General features: G+C 35.9%; 15 protein-coding genes and 1 pseudogene. All 16 read left to right on the plus strand.

Annotated features, from left to right (window positions below; translation table 11 throughout):
- The first annotated feature begins 146 nt into the window (after window positions 1–146).
- On the plus strand, window positions 147–1,016 hold the full coding sequence (gene rfbA / locus CCC20_RS09900; RefSeq protein ID WP_013851675.1) for a glucose-1-phosphate thymidylyltransferase RfbA: 870 nt from the start codon (window positions 147–149) through the stop codon (window positions 1,014–1,016).
- On the plus strand, window positions 1,016–1,609 hold the full coding sequence (locus tag CCC20_RS09905) for a dTDP-4-dehydrorhamnose 3,5-epimerase family protein (protein WP_003064215.1): 594 nt from the start codon (window positions 1,016–1,018) through the stop codon (window positions 1,607–1,609). The genes rfbA and CCC20_RS09905 overlap by 1 nt, the downstream gene beginning before the upstream one ends.
- A gap of 174 nt (window positions 1,610–1,783) precedes the next feature.
- Window positions 1,784–2,833, plus strand: coding sequence for a dTDP-glucose 4,6-dehydratase (rfbB, locus tag CCC20_RS09910; RefSeq protein ID WP_003064218.1), 1,050 nt, complete (start codon window positions 1,784–1,786; stop codon window positions 2,831–2,833).
- A 135-nt stretch (window positions 2,834–2,968) separates the two neighbouring features.
- Window positions 2,969–3,391, plus strand: coding sequence for an HD domain-containing protein (locus CCC20_RS09915; protein ID WP_003064219.1), 423 nt, complete (start codon window positions 2,969–2,971; stop codon window positions 3,389–3,391).
- A 119-nt stretch (window positions 3,392–3,510) separates the two neighbouring features.
- Window positions 3,511–3,993, plus strand: a complete 483-nt coding sequence (locus CCC20_RS09920) for an NUDIX hydrolase (RefSeq protein ID WP_117575429.1) — start codon at window positions 3,511–3,513, stop codon at window positions 3,991–3,993.
- Between the two features lie 92 nt (window positions 3,994–4,085).
- Complete coding sequence (locus CCC20_RS09925) at window positions 4,086–5,273, plus strand: AI-2E family transporter (RefSeq protein WP_117575427.1); 1,188 nt, start codon at window positions 4,086–4,088, stop codon at window positions 5,271–5,273.
- On the plus strand, window positions 5,263–6,498 hold the full coding sequence (locus CCC20_RS09930; RefSeq protein WP_287180154.1) for a tetratricopeptide repeat protein: 1,236 nt from the start codon (window positions 5,263–5,265) through the stop codon (window positions 6,496–6,498). Before CCC20_RS09925 ends, CCC20_RS09930 begins: the two co-directional genes overlap by 11 nt.
- Before the next feature lie 497 nt (window positions 6,499–6,995).
- The gene (gene kdpA, locus CCC20_RS09935) at window positions 6,996–8,801 is read left to right on the plus strand and encodes a potassium-transporting ATPase subunit KdpA (protein ID WP_003064233.1); all 1,806 of its coding nucleotides are present in this window, start codon (window positions 6,996–6,998) and stop codon (window positions 8,799–8,801) included.
- A gap of 22 nt (window positions 8,802–8,823) precedes the next feature.
- Window positions 8,824–10,893 carry a potassium-transporting ATPase subunit KdpB gene (kdpB, locus tag CCC20_RS09940; RefSeq protein ID WP_003064236.1) on the plus strand — a complete coding sequence of 690 codons (2,070 nt, stop codon included), beginning with the start codon at window positions 8,824–8,826 and terminating at the stop codon, window positions 10,891–10,893.
- 36 nt (window positions 10,894–10,929) lie between these two features.
- Complete coding sequence (kdpC, locus tag CCC20_RS09945; protein ID WP_003064237.1) at window positions 10,930–11,532, plus strand: potassium-transporting ATPase subunit KdpC; 603 nt, start codon at window positions 10,930–10,932, stop codon at window positions 11,530–11,532.
- Window positions 11,533–11,981: 449 nt separating this feature from the next.
- A complete protein-coding gene (locus CCC20_RS09950; protein ID WP_287180155.1) occupies window positions 11,982–14,681 on the plus strand; it encodes an ATP-binding protein in 2,700 nt (899 codons plus the stop codon).
- Window positions 14,674–15,300, plus strand: coding sequence for a response regulator transcription factor (locus tag CCC20_RS09955; RefSeq protein WP_502705562.1), 627 nt, complete (start codon window positions 14,674–14,676; stop codon window positions 15,298–15,300). The genes CCC20_RS09950 and CCC20_RS09955 overlap by 8 nt, the downstream gene beginning before the upstream one ends.
- A gap of 454 nt (window positions 15,301–15,754) precedes the next feature.
- Window positions 15,755–15,916 carry a maturase gene (locus CCC20_RS09960; protein WP_117567371.1) on the plus strand — a complete coding sequence of 54 codons (162 nt, stop codon included), beginning with the start codon at window positions 15,755–15,757 and terminating at the stop codon, window positions 15,914–15,916.
- A 149-nt stretch (window positions 15,917–16,065) separates the two neighbouring features.
- A pseudogene (locus tag CCC20_RS11510) lies at window positions 16,066–16,188 on the plus strand (CHAP domain-containing protein); the annotation flags it as partial.
- A 27-nt stretch (window positions 16,189–16,215) separates the two neighbouring features.
- Window positions 16,216–16,476, plus strand: coding sequence for a hypothetical protein (locus tag CCC20_RS09965; protein ID WP_259293830.1), 261 nt, complete (start codon window positions 16,216–16,218; stop codon window positions 16,474–16,476).
- Between the two features lie 72 nt (window positions 16,477–16,548).
- Window positions 16,549–17,217 (plus strand): HAD family hydrolase, encoded by a 669-nt coding sequence (locus tag CCC20_RS09970; RefSeq protein WP_058692817.1) that lies wholly within the window; start codon window positions 16,549–16,551, stop codon window positions 17,215–17,217.
- Window positions 17,218–17,339 lie beyond the last annotated feature (122 nt).

A 17,339-nucleotide genomic window follows, 5' to 3' on the forward strand; every position in this document is an offset into this window, starting at 1 on the left:
GGTTTAAAAATGTCATGCTAATCCAGAATTTGCGTTATTTCAGTGCAGGAAATTCCTGAAAAACTTGCAAAATAGGAAACTTAGTGACAGCATTTCCAAAAAATGGTAAAATAGAATTGATAATTAATAAAGAGGGAGACCTAACTATGAAAGGTATTATTCTAGCAGGAGGATCTGGTACACGTTTGTACCCATTGACTCGTGCGGCTTCAAAACAACTTATGCCAGTGTATGATAAACCAATGATTTACTATCCACTGTCTACACTAATGTTGGCAGGAATTCGAGATATTTTAATCATCTCAACACCGACTGATATTCATCGTTTTGAAGAATTACTTGGTGATGGGTCAGAATTTGGAATTTCACTTTCTTATGCTGTTCAACCAAGCCCAGATGGATTGGCACAAGCTTTTATCATCGGTGAGGAATTCATCGGTGATGACAACGTTGCGCTTATCTTAGGAGACAACATTTATCATGGACCAGGACTTAGCAAAATGCTTCAAAAAGCAGCTAGCAAAGAAAAAGGGGCTACTGTCTTTGGTTACCAAGTCAAAGATCCAGAACGTTTTGGTGTTGTTGAGTTTGATGATAATCGTAACGCGATTTCAATTGAAGAAAAGCCGGAACATCCAAAATCTCACTATGCCGTAACAGGTCTTTATTTCTATGACAATGATGTTATTGAAATTGCTAAAAGTATCAAACCAAGTGCGCGTGGTGAACTTGAAATTACAGATGTCAACAAAGTTTACCTTGAACGTGGCGACCTTTCTGTAGAAGTTATGGAACGTGGTTTTGCGTGGCTTGATACAGGAACACACGAAAGTCTTTTGGAAGCGGCTCAATACATTGAAACTGTACAGCGTATGCAAAATCTTCAAGTGGCAAACTTGGAAGAGATTGCTTATCGTATGGGCTACATCACCAAAGAAGATGTTCATAACCTTGCACAACCATTGAAGAAAAACGAATACGGAAAATACTTGCTTCGTTTGATTGGAGAAGAGTAATGACTGAACAGTTTTTTGGTAAAGAATTAGCAGGGCGCAAAATTGATGCTATCCCTGGAATGATTGAATTTGATATTCCGGTCCATGGTGACAACCGCGGATGGTTCAAAGAAAACTTCCAAAAAGAAAAAATGATTCCTCTTGGTTTTCCAGAATCTTTCTTTGCAGAAGGTAAATTACAAAATAACGTTAGCTTCTCACATAAAAATGTTTTGCGTGGACTTCATGCAGAACCTTGGGATAAATACATTTCTGTGGCTGACGAAGGTAAAGTTCTAGGGTCATGGGTTGACCTACGTGAAGGTGACAGTTTTGGTCATGTTTATCAAACTGTTATTGATGCCTCAAAAGGTATCTTTGTTCCTCGCGGTGTTGCCAATGGTTTCCAAGTATTGTCTGATAAAGTTGCATATAGCTATTTGGTTAATGATTACTGGGCACTTGAACTCAAACCAAAATATGCCTTTGTTAACTATGCAGACCCAACATTAGGCATTAAATGGGAAAACTTGGAAGCAGCAGAAGTCTCTGAAGCTGACAAAAATCACCCATTGCTTAAAGACGTTAAACCATTAAGCAAAGAAGATTTGTAATACCTAATAAAAAAATAAATCAGAAAGGAATGTTCAGTTTATTAAAAAAACTGAACACGGGACTAAATCTCTGAGAAAAAAGATAAATCTTCCTAGACGCTAGTCGTCTACGTCGGACTTTCTATTTTTCCACGAGATTTTTCGCAAGCGAAACGTCCCTTTGTATCTTAAGTTATGTCTGAATACAAAAATATCATTGTAACCGGTGGTGCAGGTTTCATCGGTTCAAACTTCGTACACTATGTTTATAATAACCATCCAGACGTACATGTTACTGTTCTTGATAAATTAACATACGCTGGTAATCGTGCTAACTTGGAAGAAATCCTTGGTGACCGTGTTGAATTGGTTGTTGGTGACATTGCAGATGCTGAATTGGTTGATAAATTAGCTGCTAAAGCTGATGCTATCGTTCACTACGCTGCTGAAAGCCACAACGATAACTCATTGAAAGATCCAAGCCCATTCATCCAAACGAACTTTGTTGGAACATACACACTTTTGGAAGCAGCTCGTAAATACGATATTCGTTTCCATCACGTATCAACTGACGAAGTTTACGGAGATCTTCCACTTCGTGAGGACCTTCCAGGACATGGTGAAGGACCGGGTGAAAAATTCACTGCTGAAACAAAATACAATCCAAGTTCACCTTATTCATCAACAAAAGCTGCATCAGATTTGATTGTTAAAGCTTGGGTACGTTCATTTGGCGTTAAAGCAACTATTTCTAACTGCTCTAACAACTATGGACCATACCAACACATCGAAAAATTCATTCCTCGTCAAATCACAAACATTTTGTCAGGAATTAAACCAAAACTTTACGGTGACGGTAAAAACGTTCGTGACTGGATTCACACAAACGACCACTCAACTGGCGTTTGGGCTATCTTGACTAAGGGACGTATCGGTGAAACTTACCTTATCGGTGCAGATGGTGAAAAGAACAACAAAGAAGTTCTTGAACTTATCCTTGAAAAAATGGGTCAACCAAAAGACGCATATGACCACGTAACAGACCGTGCTGGTCACGATCTTCGTTACGCTATTGATTCAACTAAACTTCGTGAAGAACTTGGTTGGAAACCTCAATTCACAAACTTTGAAGAAGGACTTGAAGCAACAATCAAATGGTACACAGATAACCAAGATTGGTGGAAAGCTGAAAAAGAAGCTGTTGAAGCTAACTACGCTAAAACACAAAAAGTTCTTGACAAATAATCATAAAAGCCTATCGTATCAAGGGTTACAGCTTGGGCGACAGGCTTTTTTGTAGTTTTGGGGCATTTTCGGAGGCAACGTAAGGGTAGAAAAGTGCTATAATAGATTTAATTTTTCGGTAAAGGAGGAACAGTGATGAAAGATGATGTAAAATTAGCTCACGAAATTGCTAAAAGAGCACATCACGATCAAGTTGACAAAGCTGGTGCGCCGTATATTTTACACTCTGAGACTGTGGCATCGTTTGTCACGAAAGATGATGAAAAAATTGTTGCCTATTTACACGATGTGATAGAAGACACTCCTTATCAGCTGAGTGATTTAGAAGAAGCAGGTTTCTCGTCTGAAATCATAAAAGCAGTTGATTTATTGACTAGAAAAGATGGGCAATCGTACAAGCAATATCTTAAACTTGTTAAAACAAATGAATTAGCACGTGTTGTCAAATTGGCGGATTTAAAGCACAATTCAGATTTATCAAGGCTGGCTCAGGTCACTCGAAACGACATCAAACGTCTGAAAAAATACCAAGATGCCACTATATTTTTAAGCACTTAGATAGCTCTATGTGCTTTTTATCCCCTTAAAAATAGGAAATGCCGTCTAAGTTAACCTTTGATTCAAGAATTGTCCTTAGTTTTCTGGTACAATAGAATAAAACAAGAAAGAAGAGAGAAATGACAAAATTAGCAACGATTTGTTATATTGATAATGGTGAAGCGCTTTTGCTTTTACATCGCAATAAAAAACCAAATGATGTTCATGAAGGAAAATGGATTTCTGTTGGTGGTAAGCTAGAAGTAGGTGAGACACCAGATGAATGTGCGAAACGTGAGATTTTTGAGGAAACGCATTTTACTGTTAAAGAAATGGATTTCAAGGGAGTGATTACGTTTCCAGAATTCACACCAGGGCATGATTGGTACACTTATGTTTTCAAGGTAACCGATTTTGAGGGAGAATTGATTTCTGATGAAGAGTCACGTGAAGGAACTTTAGAGTGGGTGCCTTACGACCAAGTTCTATCAAAACCGACTTGGGAGGGTGACTACGAAATTTTTAAATGGATTTTGGATGATGTGCCATTCTTTTCAGCCAAATTTACTTATGACGACGAACAGCGCTTGATTGATAAAAGCGTGACATTTTATGATAAATGAGCGCATCATTCTAAAAAATGGTGATTTTAATAGAAAATGCTATAATGGAAGTTAGTTTAATCATCGATTGCAAACAGTAGTGAGGAGTTTACATGAATTATCATCAAGAGAAGAAATTTACAGATTCTTGGTTTTTTAAATGGTTTTTAAATAATCAAGCAGTTGTCGCTGTTTTGATTACTTTTCTTGTGTTTTTAACCCTTTATCTCTTTACCAAGATTTCATTTTTATTTACGCCGATTATATCTTTTATAGCTATTATTATGTTGCCTTTGGTGATCTCGGCAATTCTTTATTATTTAATCAAACCTTTGGTTGGTTTTATTGAGAAACGTGGCGTTAGTCGGACAACTTCTATTTTTATTGTGTTTGCGATTATCATTGCTTTGTTAATCTGGGCTGTGGCGAGCTTTATCCCAACGATTCAAGAGCAGTTAACGTCTTTCGTTGAGAATTTACCAAGCTATGTCAGAAGCATTAATGTTGAAGCTAATAAATTCTTAGAGAGCCCCTGGCTAGCCAATTATCAAGAAGAATTGGAAGAAATGCTGTCAAATGTGAGCACTAAAGCAATTGATTATGCGGAAGGCTTTTCAAAAAATGCGATTGACTGGGCATCAAATTTTGCCAGTGCTATTGCTCGTGTAACTGTGGCAATCATTATGTCTCCTTTTATCTTATTTTATTTCTTGCGTGATAGCGGTAAGATGAAAGAAGGCTTATTAAAAACACTTCCGACACGGATGCGCCGCCCAATTTCGCGTGTTCTCGGTGATATTAATAAACAATTAGCTGGTTATGTTCAAGGACAAGTAACGGTTGCTATTGTTGTTGGTATTATATTTACGATTTTCTTTAATATTATTGGTTTGCGTTATGCGGCTACTTTTGGGATCATTGCTGGTTTTCTTAACATGATTCCATATCTTGGGAGCTTTCTTGCCATGGTTCCAGTCGTTATCATGGGAGTTGTCCAAGGTCCGATTATGCTCATTAAAGTTTTGATAGCATTTGTTATTGAGCAGACAATCGAGGGACGTTTTGTTTCGCCTTTGGTTCTGGGAAGCAAATTGAGCATTCACCCGATTACCATCATGTTTATTTTGCTAACGTCTGGGGCAATGTTTGGTGTTTGGGGCGTTTTCCTAGGGATTCCAATTTACGCTTCAATCAAAGTTGTTGTTAAAGAAATTTTTGAATGGTACAAACGTATCAGTGGTTTGTATGAGGAAGAAGTACTTATTATAGAAGGGGAAGAAAAAGCTAAAGATGTTGAATAGTGAAAAAATGGTGGCTTCGATTCAAAAACAAGATTTGGAGCATGCTGATAAATACTTTAAACGCGCTTTAAAAGAAGATGATGCTGAGACGCTCTTGGAATTGGCAGAATATCTTGAAAGCATTGGCTTTTTGCCACAAGCAAGGGAAATTTATTTGCAGGAGCGTGAGAGTTATCCTGAAGTAAACATTAACCTAGCGCAGATTGCAACTGAAGATGGTGATATTGAGGGAGCTTTCTTGTATTTGGATGCCATTTCACCAGAAAGCGAAGCATATTTATCAGCTTTGCTTGTCATGGCTGATATTTACGATATGGAAGGTTTGACAGATGTTGCGCGTGAGAAATTATTGCTAGCTAGTAAAATCAGCGATGACCCATTGGTTATCTTTGGTTTGGCTGAAATTGAGTTAGAATTAGGTAATTTTAATCAAGCAATCAAAGAATACGCTAAGTTGGATAACCGTGAAATCCTTGAATTAACAGGGATTTCTACTTATCAACGTATCGGTCGTGCTTATGCTAGTCTTGGGAAATTTGAAGCAGCGATTGAATTTCTTGAAAAAACGATTGAAATTGAATATGACGACGGAACAATTTTTGAATTAGCCACTATTTTGTATGACCAAGGGGAGTATCAAAAGGCAAATGTTTACTTTAAGCAGTTGGATACGATGAATCCTGATTTTGAGGGCTATGAATACGTCTATGCCCAATCTCTTCATGAGGAAAACAAAACAGAAGAGGCGCTTCGTCTAGTTCAAAAAGGCTTGAGTAAAAACGAATTTGATACCAATTTGTTGCTTACTGCATCACAATTTTCATATGAGTTGCATGATTCTAAGCAAGCTGAAAACTATCTTTTGAAAGCAAAAGATGTTGCGATTGATGATGAAGATGTCTTAATGCGTTTGACCAACTTGTATTTGGAAGAGAAACGTTATGAGGATGTTGTTACTTTGTCACGCGATAATATCGACAGCGTCCTAACAAAATGGAATATCGCTAAAGCTTACCAAGCTTTGGAAGCTGATAAAAAAGCGCTCAATCTTTATGATGAATTGGCAACAGATTTATCGGATAATCCAGAGTTCTTGCAAGATTATGCTTATATTTTACGTGAATTTGGGCAAAAGGAACGTGCTCATCAGGTTGCAGAACGTTATTTGCAACTAGTTCCAGATGATGTGAATATGGTAGGATTTTTAAATGAAAATGAATTTTAGAAACCGTTTAATTAGTAATCTTATCACAGTCATTATTATTTTTTGCTTGCTAATTTTTTTTGACCATAGTGGTACACCATTACGTAATATCATTATTGTCTTTACAGGTTTTATTTTAATGACTGTTTATGATTTTGTTAAAACAAGACGGAAAAAATAAATAATAAAAGAAGTATAGCACATTAGAGCTATACTTCTTTTATTAATATTGATTTTCCTTACTTTTACACTAGTTTTATATAGGGCAGATTGATCTGTAAAAATAATTCATATTATGACATAGCTTTGTTATCAAATAACTATATTATTTGAATGTTTCTTTATAGAATCTTTATGTTGTGGCTTTTCTATTAATTCCGTTTTAATAATGCTGGTGTTACAATTATAAAACAAGGAGGAGTTATAAAAATGACTGTGATAATCAGTATAATCGGTCTATGTGCTGTGGCACTACTAAGTTATTATGTGTACATTCTCATGAAAGGAGATTCACAATAATGAGCTCAGTATTTCAATACATATTTTATCTAGCTATAGTAGTAATTCTTGCAATTCCGCTTGGAACCTATATTAAAAAAGTGATGAATGGCGAGAGGACCTTTTTGTCCAAAATTTTAACGCCTTGTGAAAATGCGGTATATAAATTATTGCGTTTAAATAAAGAAGAACAGATGAATTGGAAAAAATATGCTATTTCAGTATTTGTTTTTTCAGGAATAGGTTTTATTTTCTTATTTCTTTTACAACTTTTACAAGGTATTCTTCCAGGAAATCCCCAAGGCCTCTCAGGAGTAAAATGGGATTTAGCATTTAATACTGCAATAAGCTTTATTACGAATACAAACTGGCAAGCTTATAGTGGAGAATCTACAATGAGCTATTTGACACAATCTATCGGATTAACAGTTCAGAACTTTGTGTCAGCTGCTACTGGTATTGCTGTATTATTTGCTCTAATTCGTGGATTTAAAAAAGTGAAATCTGATGGATTAGGAAACTTTTGGGTAGACATTACAAGAATTATTATTCATATTTTAATTCCGCTTAACTTGGTCATCTCTTTATTGCTTGTTAGTGGTGGTGTGATTCAGAATTGGAAAAGCGCTGAAACAGTTTCTCTTGTTGAACCTATTGCAGTTAGCTCGAGAGGAGAAATCATTGAAAATGCTCAAATTGACTTATCTGATAATACTGTAACTGTTGACGGTCATGTTGTTAAGGATGCTCAAATTGTAAAAGAGCAGTTTGTACCAATGGGGCCAGCTGCAAGTCAGATAGCAATTAAGCAAACTGGGACAAATGGTGGTGGTTATACAGGAGTAAACTCAGCACATCCACTTGAAAACCCTAATGCTTTCACTAATCTCATAGAGATGATTTCTATATTGTTAATTCCTACCGCGCTTTGTTTTACATTTGGAAAAGCAGTAGGAAATAAAAAACAAGGTATTGCAATCTTTATGGCAATGTTTATCTGTCTTGTTTTAGCACTTGCTTCTATTGCAGTTAGTGAACAATTTGGAACAACTCAATTATCGCAAAATGGAGCGGTTAATCTTTCCATGACAAATCAATCAGGAGGTAATATGGAAGGAAAAGAAACACGCTTTGGTATTGCTTCTTCAGCTACTTGGGCAGCATTTACAACAGCTGCTTCTAACGGCTCTGTTAATTCTATGCATGATAGTTATACACCTCTCGGAGGTATGGTAACAATGCTATTGATACAACTTGGAGAGGTTGTATTTGGGGGTGTTGGTTGTGGACTTTACGGAATGCTTGCATTTGCTATTCTGACCGTATTTATTGCAGGTCTTATGGTAGGTAGGACACCAGAGCTGTTAGGTAAGAAGATTGAACCTTATGAAATGAAGTGGTCAGTGATGGTTTGTCTTGCAACGCCTATTGCTATTTTGGTAGGGAGTGGTATTGCTGCTATAGTACCAAATGTGGTAAATAGCTTAAATAATAGTGGTGCTCACGGTTTTTCAGAACTTTTGTATGCTTTCTCATCTGCAGGTGGTAATAATGGCTCTGCATTTGCAGGCTTTGATGCTAATACACCGTTTTTGAATATCACTCTTGGATTGGTTATGTTATTTGCTAGATTTCTCCCTATTATTGGGACACTTGCGATTGCAGGAAGTTTAGCAAGTAAAAAGAAAATTGCAACAACTGCAGGCACACTTTCTACAACAAATAGTACGTTTGTCTTCTTACTGATTGTCATTATTTTGTTAGTTGGAGCACTGAGCTTTTTACCAGCCTTGGCGCTTGGTCCATTGGCAGAATTTTTTCAGTAATAATATTTAAGGAGATCCTAACATGTCATCAAAAGTAAAAGGTACTTTTTCTGATAAAAAAATGATTGGTAAAGCTATAAAAGATTCATTTATAAAACTAAATCCAAAAACACAAGTTCAAAATCCTGTTATGCTTTTAGTTTATATTTCTGCAATCTTAACAACTATACTTTGGGCAGTATCTTTGTTTGGATTAAAGGATGCTTCTAGTGGCTATACACTTGCAATCACAATTATTCTTTGGTTTACTTGTATTTTTGCAAATTTTGCAGAAGCTATTGCAGAAGGCCGTGGTAAAGCTCAATCTGACTCATTACGTGCAGCTAAAAAAGATGTCGAAGCACATAAAATTCCGTCGCTAGACAAGAAAGACCAAATTACCCCTGTATCATCTGTTAGTTTAAAAAAAGGTGATTTCGTTATCGTAAAAGCAGGAGAGCAAATACCTGGAGATGGTGAAGTTGAAGAGGGGGCAGCATCTGTAGATGAGAGTGCCATTACTGGTGAATCTGCTCCTGTTATTCGTGAGGCAGGTGGTGATAGAAGTGCTGTTACTGGTGGTACCACAGTTCTATCAGACTGGATTGTAGTTAGAATCACAAGTGAGGCTGGGGAAAGTTTTCTGGATAAGATGATTGCTATGGTTGAAGGTGCTGCTAGAAAGAAAACACCTAACGAGATTGCCTTACAAATTTTTCTTATTGCACTTTCTATTATTTTTATTCTTGTTACCATGTCTTTATATACTTATTCAGTCTTTTCAGCAAAACAGGCAGGGATTAGTAATACAATTTCCATTACGACATTGGTAGCATTGCTTGTTTGCTTAGCACCAACAACTATTGGAGCTTTACTTTCTGCTATAGGAATTGCTGGAATGAGTCGCTTAAATCAAGCCAATGTGTTAGCTATGAGTGGTAGAGCCATTGAGGCAGCTGGAGATGTTGACATTTTAATGTTAGATAAAACTGGTACTATTACCTTAGGTAATCGTCAAGCTCATGCATTTATACCCGTAGATGGAGTAAGTGAAGTTGAACTTGCTGATGCGGCTCAATTATCATCACTAGCTGATGAAACACCAGAAGGTCGAAGTGTTGTTATTTTAGCAAAAGAAAAATTTGGAATTCGTGCACGCGATCTTTCTGATAAAAACATGGAATTCATTCCTTTTACTGCTAAAACACGTATGAGCGGTGTTGATTATGATGACAATGAGATTAGAAAAGGTGCTGCTGAGACAATGCAACAATATGTCACACAGGCAGGAGGTATTTATTCTTCTGAATGTGACCATGTTGTACAAGATATTGCTAAACAGGGAGGCACACCGTTAGTAGTTTCAAAAAATCATAAAATTTTAGGTGTTATTCATTTAAAAGATATTATCAAACAAGGGGTTCAAGAGAAATTTTCTGATTTACGTAAAATGGGAATTAAAACCATAATGATTACTGGAGATAACCCAGTGACAGCTGCTGCCATCGCTGCCGAAGCTGGGGTGGACGATTTTCTTGCAGAAGCAACTCCAGAAGCTAAACTTCAGATGATTCGTGATTTTCAATCTAAAGGACACTTAGTTGCCATGACTGGAGATGGTACAAATGATGCTCCGGCTCTAGCGCAAGCGGATGTGGCTGTTGCTATGAATACTGGAACTCAAGCAGCAAAAGAAGCTGGTAATATGGTAGATTTGGACTCATCTCCTACAAAATTAATTGATATTGTTCGTATTGGAAAACAGCTCTTAATGACCAGAGGGAGCCTTACAACTTTTTCTATAGCTAATGATGTTGCAAAATATTTTGCAATTATCCCAGCATTGTTTGTAGGACTTTATCCTGGTTTATCCGAGTTAAACATTATGCACCTACATTCATCACAAAGCGCTGTTTTATCTGCGATTATTTATAATGCATTGATTATTATTGCATTAATTCCATTGGCATTAAAAGGTGTTAAATATCGTGAAGTTCCAGCTGGAAAGCTTCTATCTCGAAATTTACTCATTTACGGTTTAGGTGGTCTAATAACACCGTTTATCTGTGTGAAATTAATTGATATGTTTTTAGTTTTCTTTGTTTTGAGATAACAAGTCTAGTGGTAAAAAATCAAGAGAGGTTTTGTAATGAAAACATTAAAAAATACATTTCCAAAAGCACTGATGATTTTCGCTATTTTTACAGTACTTTGTGGAGTTGTTTATACAGGAGTTGTAACGGGTGCAGCACAACTTCTTTTTCCAGATAAAGCTGATGGATCTATTATTACGGTTAATGGGAAAAAATATGGTAGTGAGTTGCTAGGACAGCAATATACTGATGATGCGCATATGTGGGGACGTATTATGAATGTTGACGTTTCTACTTATAAAGATAAAAATGGTAAAATATTAATGTATGCTGAGCCTTCTAACTTAAGTCCTTCAAGTGATAAATATCAAAAATTGCTAAGTGAACGCATATCCAAATTGCGTATGCATAATCCAGATATGAATGAAGAAACCATTCCCGTTGATCTAGTGACAAGCTCAGGTAGTGGCTTAGATCCTGACATTTCTCCTGCAGCAGCAGAATATCAAGTCGCGAGAATTGCCAAGGCAAATAATATATCTGAACAGAGTGTTAGAAAAATTATAAAGAAGTGCACTAAGGGTAGATTTTTAGGGATTTTTGGTGAGAAAACAGTTAATGTCTTGAAAGTTAATTTGATGTTGGATGGTATTATATAAATATCATATTGTGATGCATTACCATAGTTAACTTAGATATAAGTTCCTCAATCATTTGACAAGGCAATCAAAAGCAAATCTGATTGTTTTTGTGACTGTTTATTAAAGTGTTCTCTACTGCATAGGAGAATAAGGGGGACGCAGTGAGCAATTGGTAAGTATTTAAAAATTATTGCAAATCGATTAGACTTTGCAAGATAGTAAAATTGACTTTGTATATCGCTTTTCGTCTCTTGGTTACTCTTATTCCAAGATTATGATATACAAAGTTTTTTTGATGAGTCGATTTAGGAGGATAATGTTTGGTTTAATGAATACCTCCTAGAGTTAGGATAAGTTGGAAACGGTAACTAGTTTGTGTTACAATCTTTATGTAATATTAAAGTCTGTCTCGAAAACATGTGCTGAACTTTCTCTGCTTTCATTTATAACATTCTTGGAGGTATTTAATGGATCAAAATAGAAAAAATCCAGATCAGTTATTAGAGATTATTCGTCAAGAGGAAAACAAACAAAAAAGAGGAAAACTTAAAATATTTTTTGGTTATGCAGCTGGCGTTGGTAAAACTTATGCGATGTTAACCGCAGCCCATGAGGCTCAGAATAGAGGAGTTGATGTAGTTGCTGGATATATTGAACCTCACGCTCGTCCGAAAACCGCAGCCCTTCTGGATGGTTTAGAGATGCTTCCACAGTTAGATATTGTTTATAATGGGATTCAATTGCATGAATTTAATTTGGATGCGGCAATTGCACGAGCTCCTGAATTAATTTTGGTAGATGAGCTTGCTCATACTAATGCTGAAGGTTGCCGTCATGTAAAGAGATATCAAGATATTGAAGAGCTTTTAAAAGCAGGGATAGATGTTTACACGACAGTTAATGTCCAACATATTGAAAGCTTAAATGATATGGTTGCTTCTGTCACGGAGGTACCCGTAAGGGAGCGTATTCCAGATTCAGTGTTTGATAATGCTAATCAGGTTGAGTTAGTAGACATTGAACCGCAAGACTTAATTGAGCGTTTGAATGCTGGTGCCATTTATCAAGAGTCGCAAGCTAAACGAGCAGTTGATAATTTTTTTACTGTAGATAATTTAACAGCACTTAGAGGTATTGCATTGCGTCGTTGTGCCCAACGTGTTGAGATTCTTTCAGAGAATGCGCGCATTAAGAATCATGGTGATTATTATATCGATGAACACATACTTGTCTGTTTATCCTCATCTCCTTCGAGCACTAAAATTATTCGAACAGCGGCTAGGATGGCAAAAGCTTTTAAAGGAAGGTTTACAGCTTTATTTGTTGAGACAGCTGACCTTTCTACAATGGATGACAAAAATAAGGAGCGTTTATATGCTAACTTACGACTAGCAGAGCAGCTTGGTGCTCAGGTTGAGACAGTTCGTGGAGAAGATGTTCCTTTTCAAATTGCGGAGTTTGCGAGAGTATTTGGAGTGTCTAAACTTGTTATTGGACGAAGTTCAGCAACTAGACCACACTTTTTCAAGAAACCAACACTAACAGAAAAATTGGTAGAAATGGCCCCGAATTTGGATATTTATATTATTCCTGATACGTTGCCATCGGTTTCTGTTTATCGAGCACGAAAAGCACAGAAAAAGAAAAACATCATTTGGTCAACTACTGATATTCTAAAATGTCTTGTCATTTTAATCATATCTAGTTTAATTGGATACACTTTCCGTAATTTAGGATTTGATGAGGCTAATATTATTACAGTCTATGTGCTGGGTGTCTTAATTACTGCAGTGGTGACAACACATCAGATATATAGTTTAATATCTTCGGTAGTTAGTGTTCTTGTCTTTAATTTTATTTTTGCTAAGCCTCAATTTACTTTTCAAGCCTATGATCAGGGATATCCAGTAACTTTTCTCATAATGTTTTTTGCTGCTTTTTTAACAGGATCCTTGGCAAATCGTTTAGAAAGACATGCAAAACAAGCTACACGTGATGCTTATCGTATGAAAGTTTTATTTGATACAAATCATCTCTTACAGAAAGCGAAAAGTCGGCAAGATATTATATCTGCTACTTCAAATCAGATTGTCAAGCTCTTAGGTAAAGACGTTGTTTTTTATTTGGCAAAAAAGGAAACGCTGGGTGAGCCCTATATTTTTTCAGCTACGAAAGATTTGCTAAATAACGGCTATACTAGTAGCAATGAAAAAGCAGTCGCAGAGTGGGTATTTAAAAACAATAAAGCTGCTGGTTCAACGACTGATACTCTCCCAAATGCGAAGTGTTTATATTTAGCGATTCGAGTTAATAATAACGTGTATGGTGTAGTAGGAATAGTTATTGATGAGCAGCCTCTTGACTCATTTGAAAAAAGTATTCTTTTATCCATTATTGGAGAGTGTGCATTAGCCTTGGAAAATGAAAAGAATGCTTATGAGAAAGAAAAAGTAGCTATTCTTGCTAAAAATGAGCAATTACGTGCTAACTTACTACGTGCTATTTCTCATGATTTACGTACACCACTGACTTCTATATCAGGAAATGCTAGTAATCTTCTTTCAAATGGCGATTCCTTTGATGAAGCGACTAAAAAGCAGATGTACACAGATATCTATGATGATTCTATGTGGCTTATCAATCTTGTCGAAAATCTATTAGCTGTGACAAGGATTGAAGAAAATAATGTAAATTTACGCATTATAGATGATTTAGTTGATGATGTTGTATCAGAAGCATTACGCCATGTGAATCGAAAAAGCGTGGAACATCATATTGAAGTGAAGCATAAAGATGAGTTTCTTATTGCTAAAATGGATGCCCGACTAATTGTTCAAGTCATAATTAATATCGTTGATAATGCTATAAAGTACACACCTCAAGGATCACATATCCTTATTCAAACAGAACGACAAGGTAATAAAGCAGTTATTTCCATATCAGATGATGGTGAGGGGATGTCTGATGAGGTGAAGGAGCGAGTCTTTGATATGTTCTATAGCGGGATCAACAAAGTTGTTGATAGTCATAGAAGTTTAGGGTTAGGTTTGGCTTTATGTAAATCAATTATCAATGCCCATGGAGGAGAGATTAGTGTTTCAGATAATATTCCTCAGGGATCAATATTCACATTCACTTTACCTATAGGAGGACAAATACATGAATAAAACACTTGTTCTATTAGTAGAAGATGATTCATCGGTAAGGAATCTGATGACGACAACCTTAAAAGCACATGGTTATCGTTATTTAACTGCACCTAATGGTGATGCAGCAATATTGGAAGCATCTTCACATAATCCAGATATTGTGTTACTTGATTTAGGGTTACCAGGTATGGATGGTGTTGAGGTAATTAAAAAAATTCGTTCCTGGTCAAGTATGCCCATTATCGTTATTAGTGCACGAAGTGAAGATACCGACAAGATTGATGCACTAGATGCAGGTGCAGATGACTATTTAACTAAACCGTTTTCTGTTGAGGAACTGTTAGCACGTTTGCGAGTAACGCAAAGAAGGTTAACGATGATGCAGAGATTTTCTCCTACAGAAGCTTCTGTTTTTATAAATGGAGAACTACGAATTGATTATGCAGCAGGGTGCGCCTATATTAATAGTGAAGAATTGCATTTAACACCTATTGAATACAAATTACTTTGTTTATTATCGAAAAATACAGGAAAAGTTCTGACGCATACCTATATTACACAAAACATATGGGGTAGTAACTGGGACAATGATATTGCCTCTTTGCGAGTATTTATGGCAACTCTGAGAAAAAAATAGAAAAAGAACCGAATTCTCCTCAATACATTCAAACTCACATAGGAGTTGGTTATCGCATGTTAAGAGTAGAGTAGCTTGAGGAAGTCTCTTACTCTGTGTTAAGAGAGGTAATCGTATAATGATTCAGTTTTGAGATAATAAGAAGTATGCGATACTTGGTGTTTTATAACCCGAATCAGTGATGAGATAGTATAGCTTCAACTCTTTGACTTGGAAGAAGTTCAGAACTGACAAAAATAGGAGAATACAAGGGAAAAGATAAAGGAGCTCTCCCCTACCTCCAATCTCAAAATATTCGGTACTTAATGGGTTATCCAATTCTTCCAATTAGCTATGTCAAGACGAGAACACCCAATTATAAATGAGCGTCAACAGTTGAATACAAAATGATAATCGAATTTCTTTATTTGTAGCTCAAAAAGGAAAATGTGATGTCACAGATCAGGAATTGGATATGGATGATATTCATCGCCTGATTCATGCAACAAATGAGAAGATTATCAAAAATTTCTTTCAGCTTTTGAATTTGAGTAATACAGGACTGACCAAATTAAATCAGTTACGTGAACTTGTAGGAACTTCACCACTTTTGAAAGAAAATTTGAACTCAGAATAATAATGTTAATCATATCATCAATATAGCACGATAAAGCAAAATTATGATAATACACTATTGATGGAGCGCCGTGTGCAGTGAAAGTCGCATGCACGGTGTGAAGTGAGGGAAAAATGGAGATAGTATCAAAGTTTTACCTATCGCTATAGAAAGCTTACTCGGATGGCTCTTTCCTTATCTCCGAAACCAACTATAATGGCAATCCAAACTACACCTTCCGTAAATTATCTGGGGTGGATAGTAGCTTGAGTTTTGCTTATACGACGAAATAAAAAAAGGTATACTAACAAAACGCAATAATGTTAGGACATCCTTTTGATTTATCTTGGATTATTTCAAAACAATATGCTAATATTATAGTAATATTTAGCATATTATTTTGGATGATGGTGTGTGTTTCTAAAGTTAGCAGTGATGGAGTTTCAAAAGTACTAGATTATTTTGAAGTGAAGGTAAAAGAAGCAGTGTTTGTAGGCGATTCAGATGCAGATATAATTTCTGCCAAGGATGGTTTGTGGTCAATCTGTTGGTGTAAATTGGTACAGAAAAAGGCATTTTAAAAGTATTACAGATATTATATCCGAAAGTCCATCAGATTTGATAAATCAAGAACTTTTAGAAAGGAGAGTATTATGGATTTGAAAGCGCTTATTTTTGATATGGATGGGGTAATAGTTGACACGGAGTATCAAGATTTTTCGATACAAAAAGAATTCATAAAACTTTTTAATCCACACTCTAATTATAGTGATAAAGAGTTATTAGTACTAGTAGGTAAATCCTATTTGACACTTTATAAACTTTTACAGCATTTTATCGGCGAAGAATATAGTATAGAAAAAATTGAGAAAGAATATGGTGTTTTCAGTGATGTAAAATATAGTAAATTGAATTATCGGGAATTATTTAGGGAAGACATTATAAAAATTCTAGATTTTTCTGTTGAAAATGGCATAAAGTTAGCTCTTGCCTCTTCTTCAAAGTATAAACATATTATTGAGATTCTGGAAAGTTGTGGTATAAGAGGTTATTTTGATGTTATAGTTAGCGGTGAAAATTTTATGGAGAGTAAGCCTAATCCAGAAATTTATCAAGCGACATTGAATGAATTGTCTGTTCAGGCTGAACAGTGTATTGCTATTGAAGATTCTTACTCAGGGATTGAAGCATCAACGAGTGCTGGTATTGCTACTATTGGATATTACGATAGTCGATTGCCACTATTTAATGATAAGGCAAATTGGAAAGTCGGAAGTATGCAAGAAGCATTGAACGTAATTCAATCACAACATGAGTTTTAAAATATCTAGATGCATTAAAAAAATAATTTAGGCGATATAGCAATTTTGAACGGCACTCTAAAAGTCTGTAATTTCTTTGTAGTCAGATATTTGATATTCTCCAATAAGCATTTTCGATTCTA

It is taken from the genome of Streptococcus sp. LMAG:39 (genome assembly GCF_008680485.1).
GTDB lineage: Bacteria > Bacillota > Bacilli > Lactobacillales > Streptococcaceae > Streptococcus > Streptococcus pasteurianus.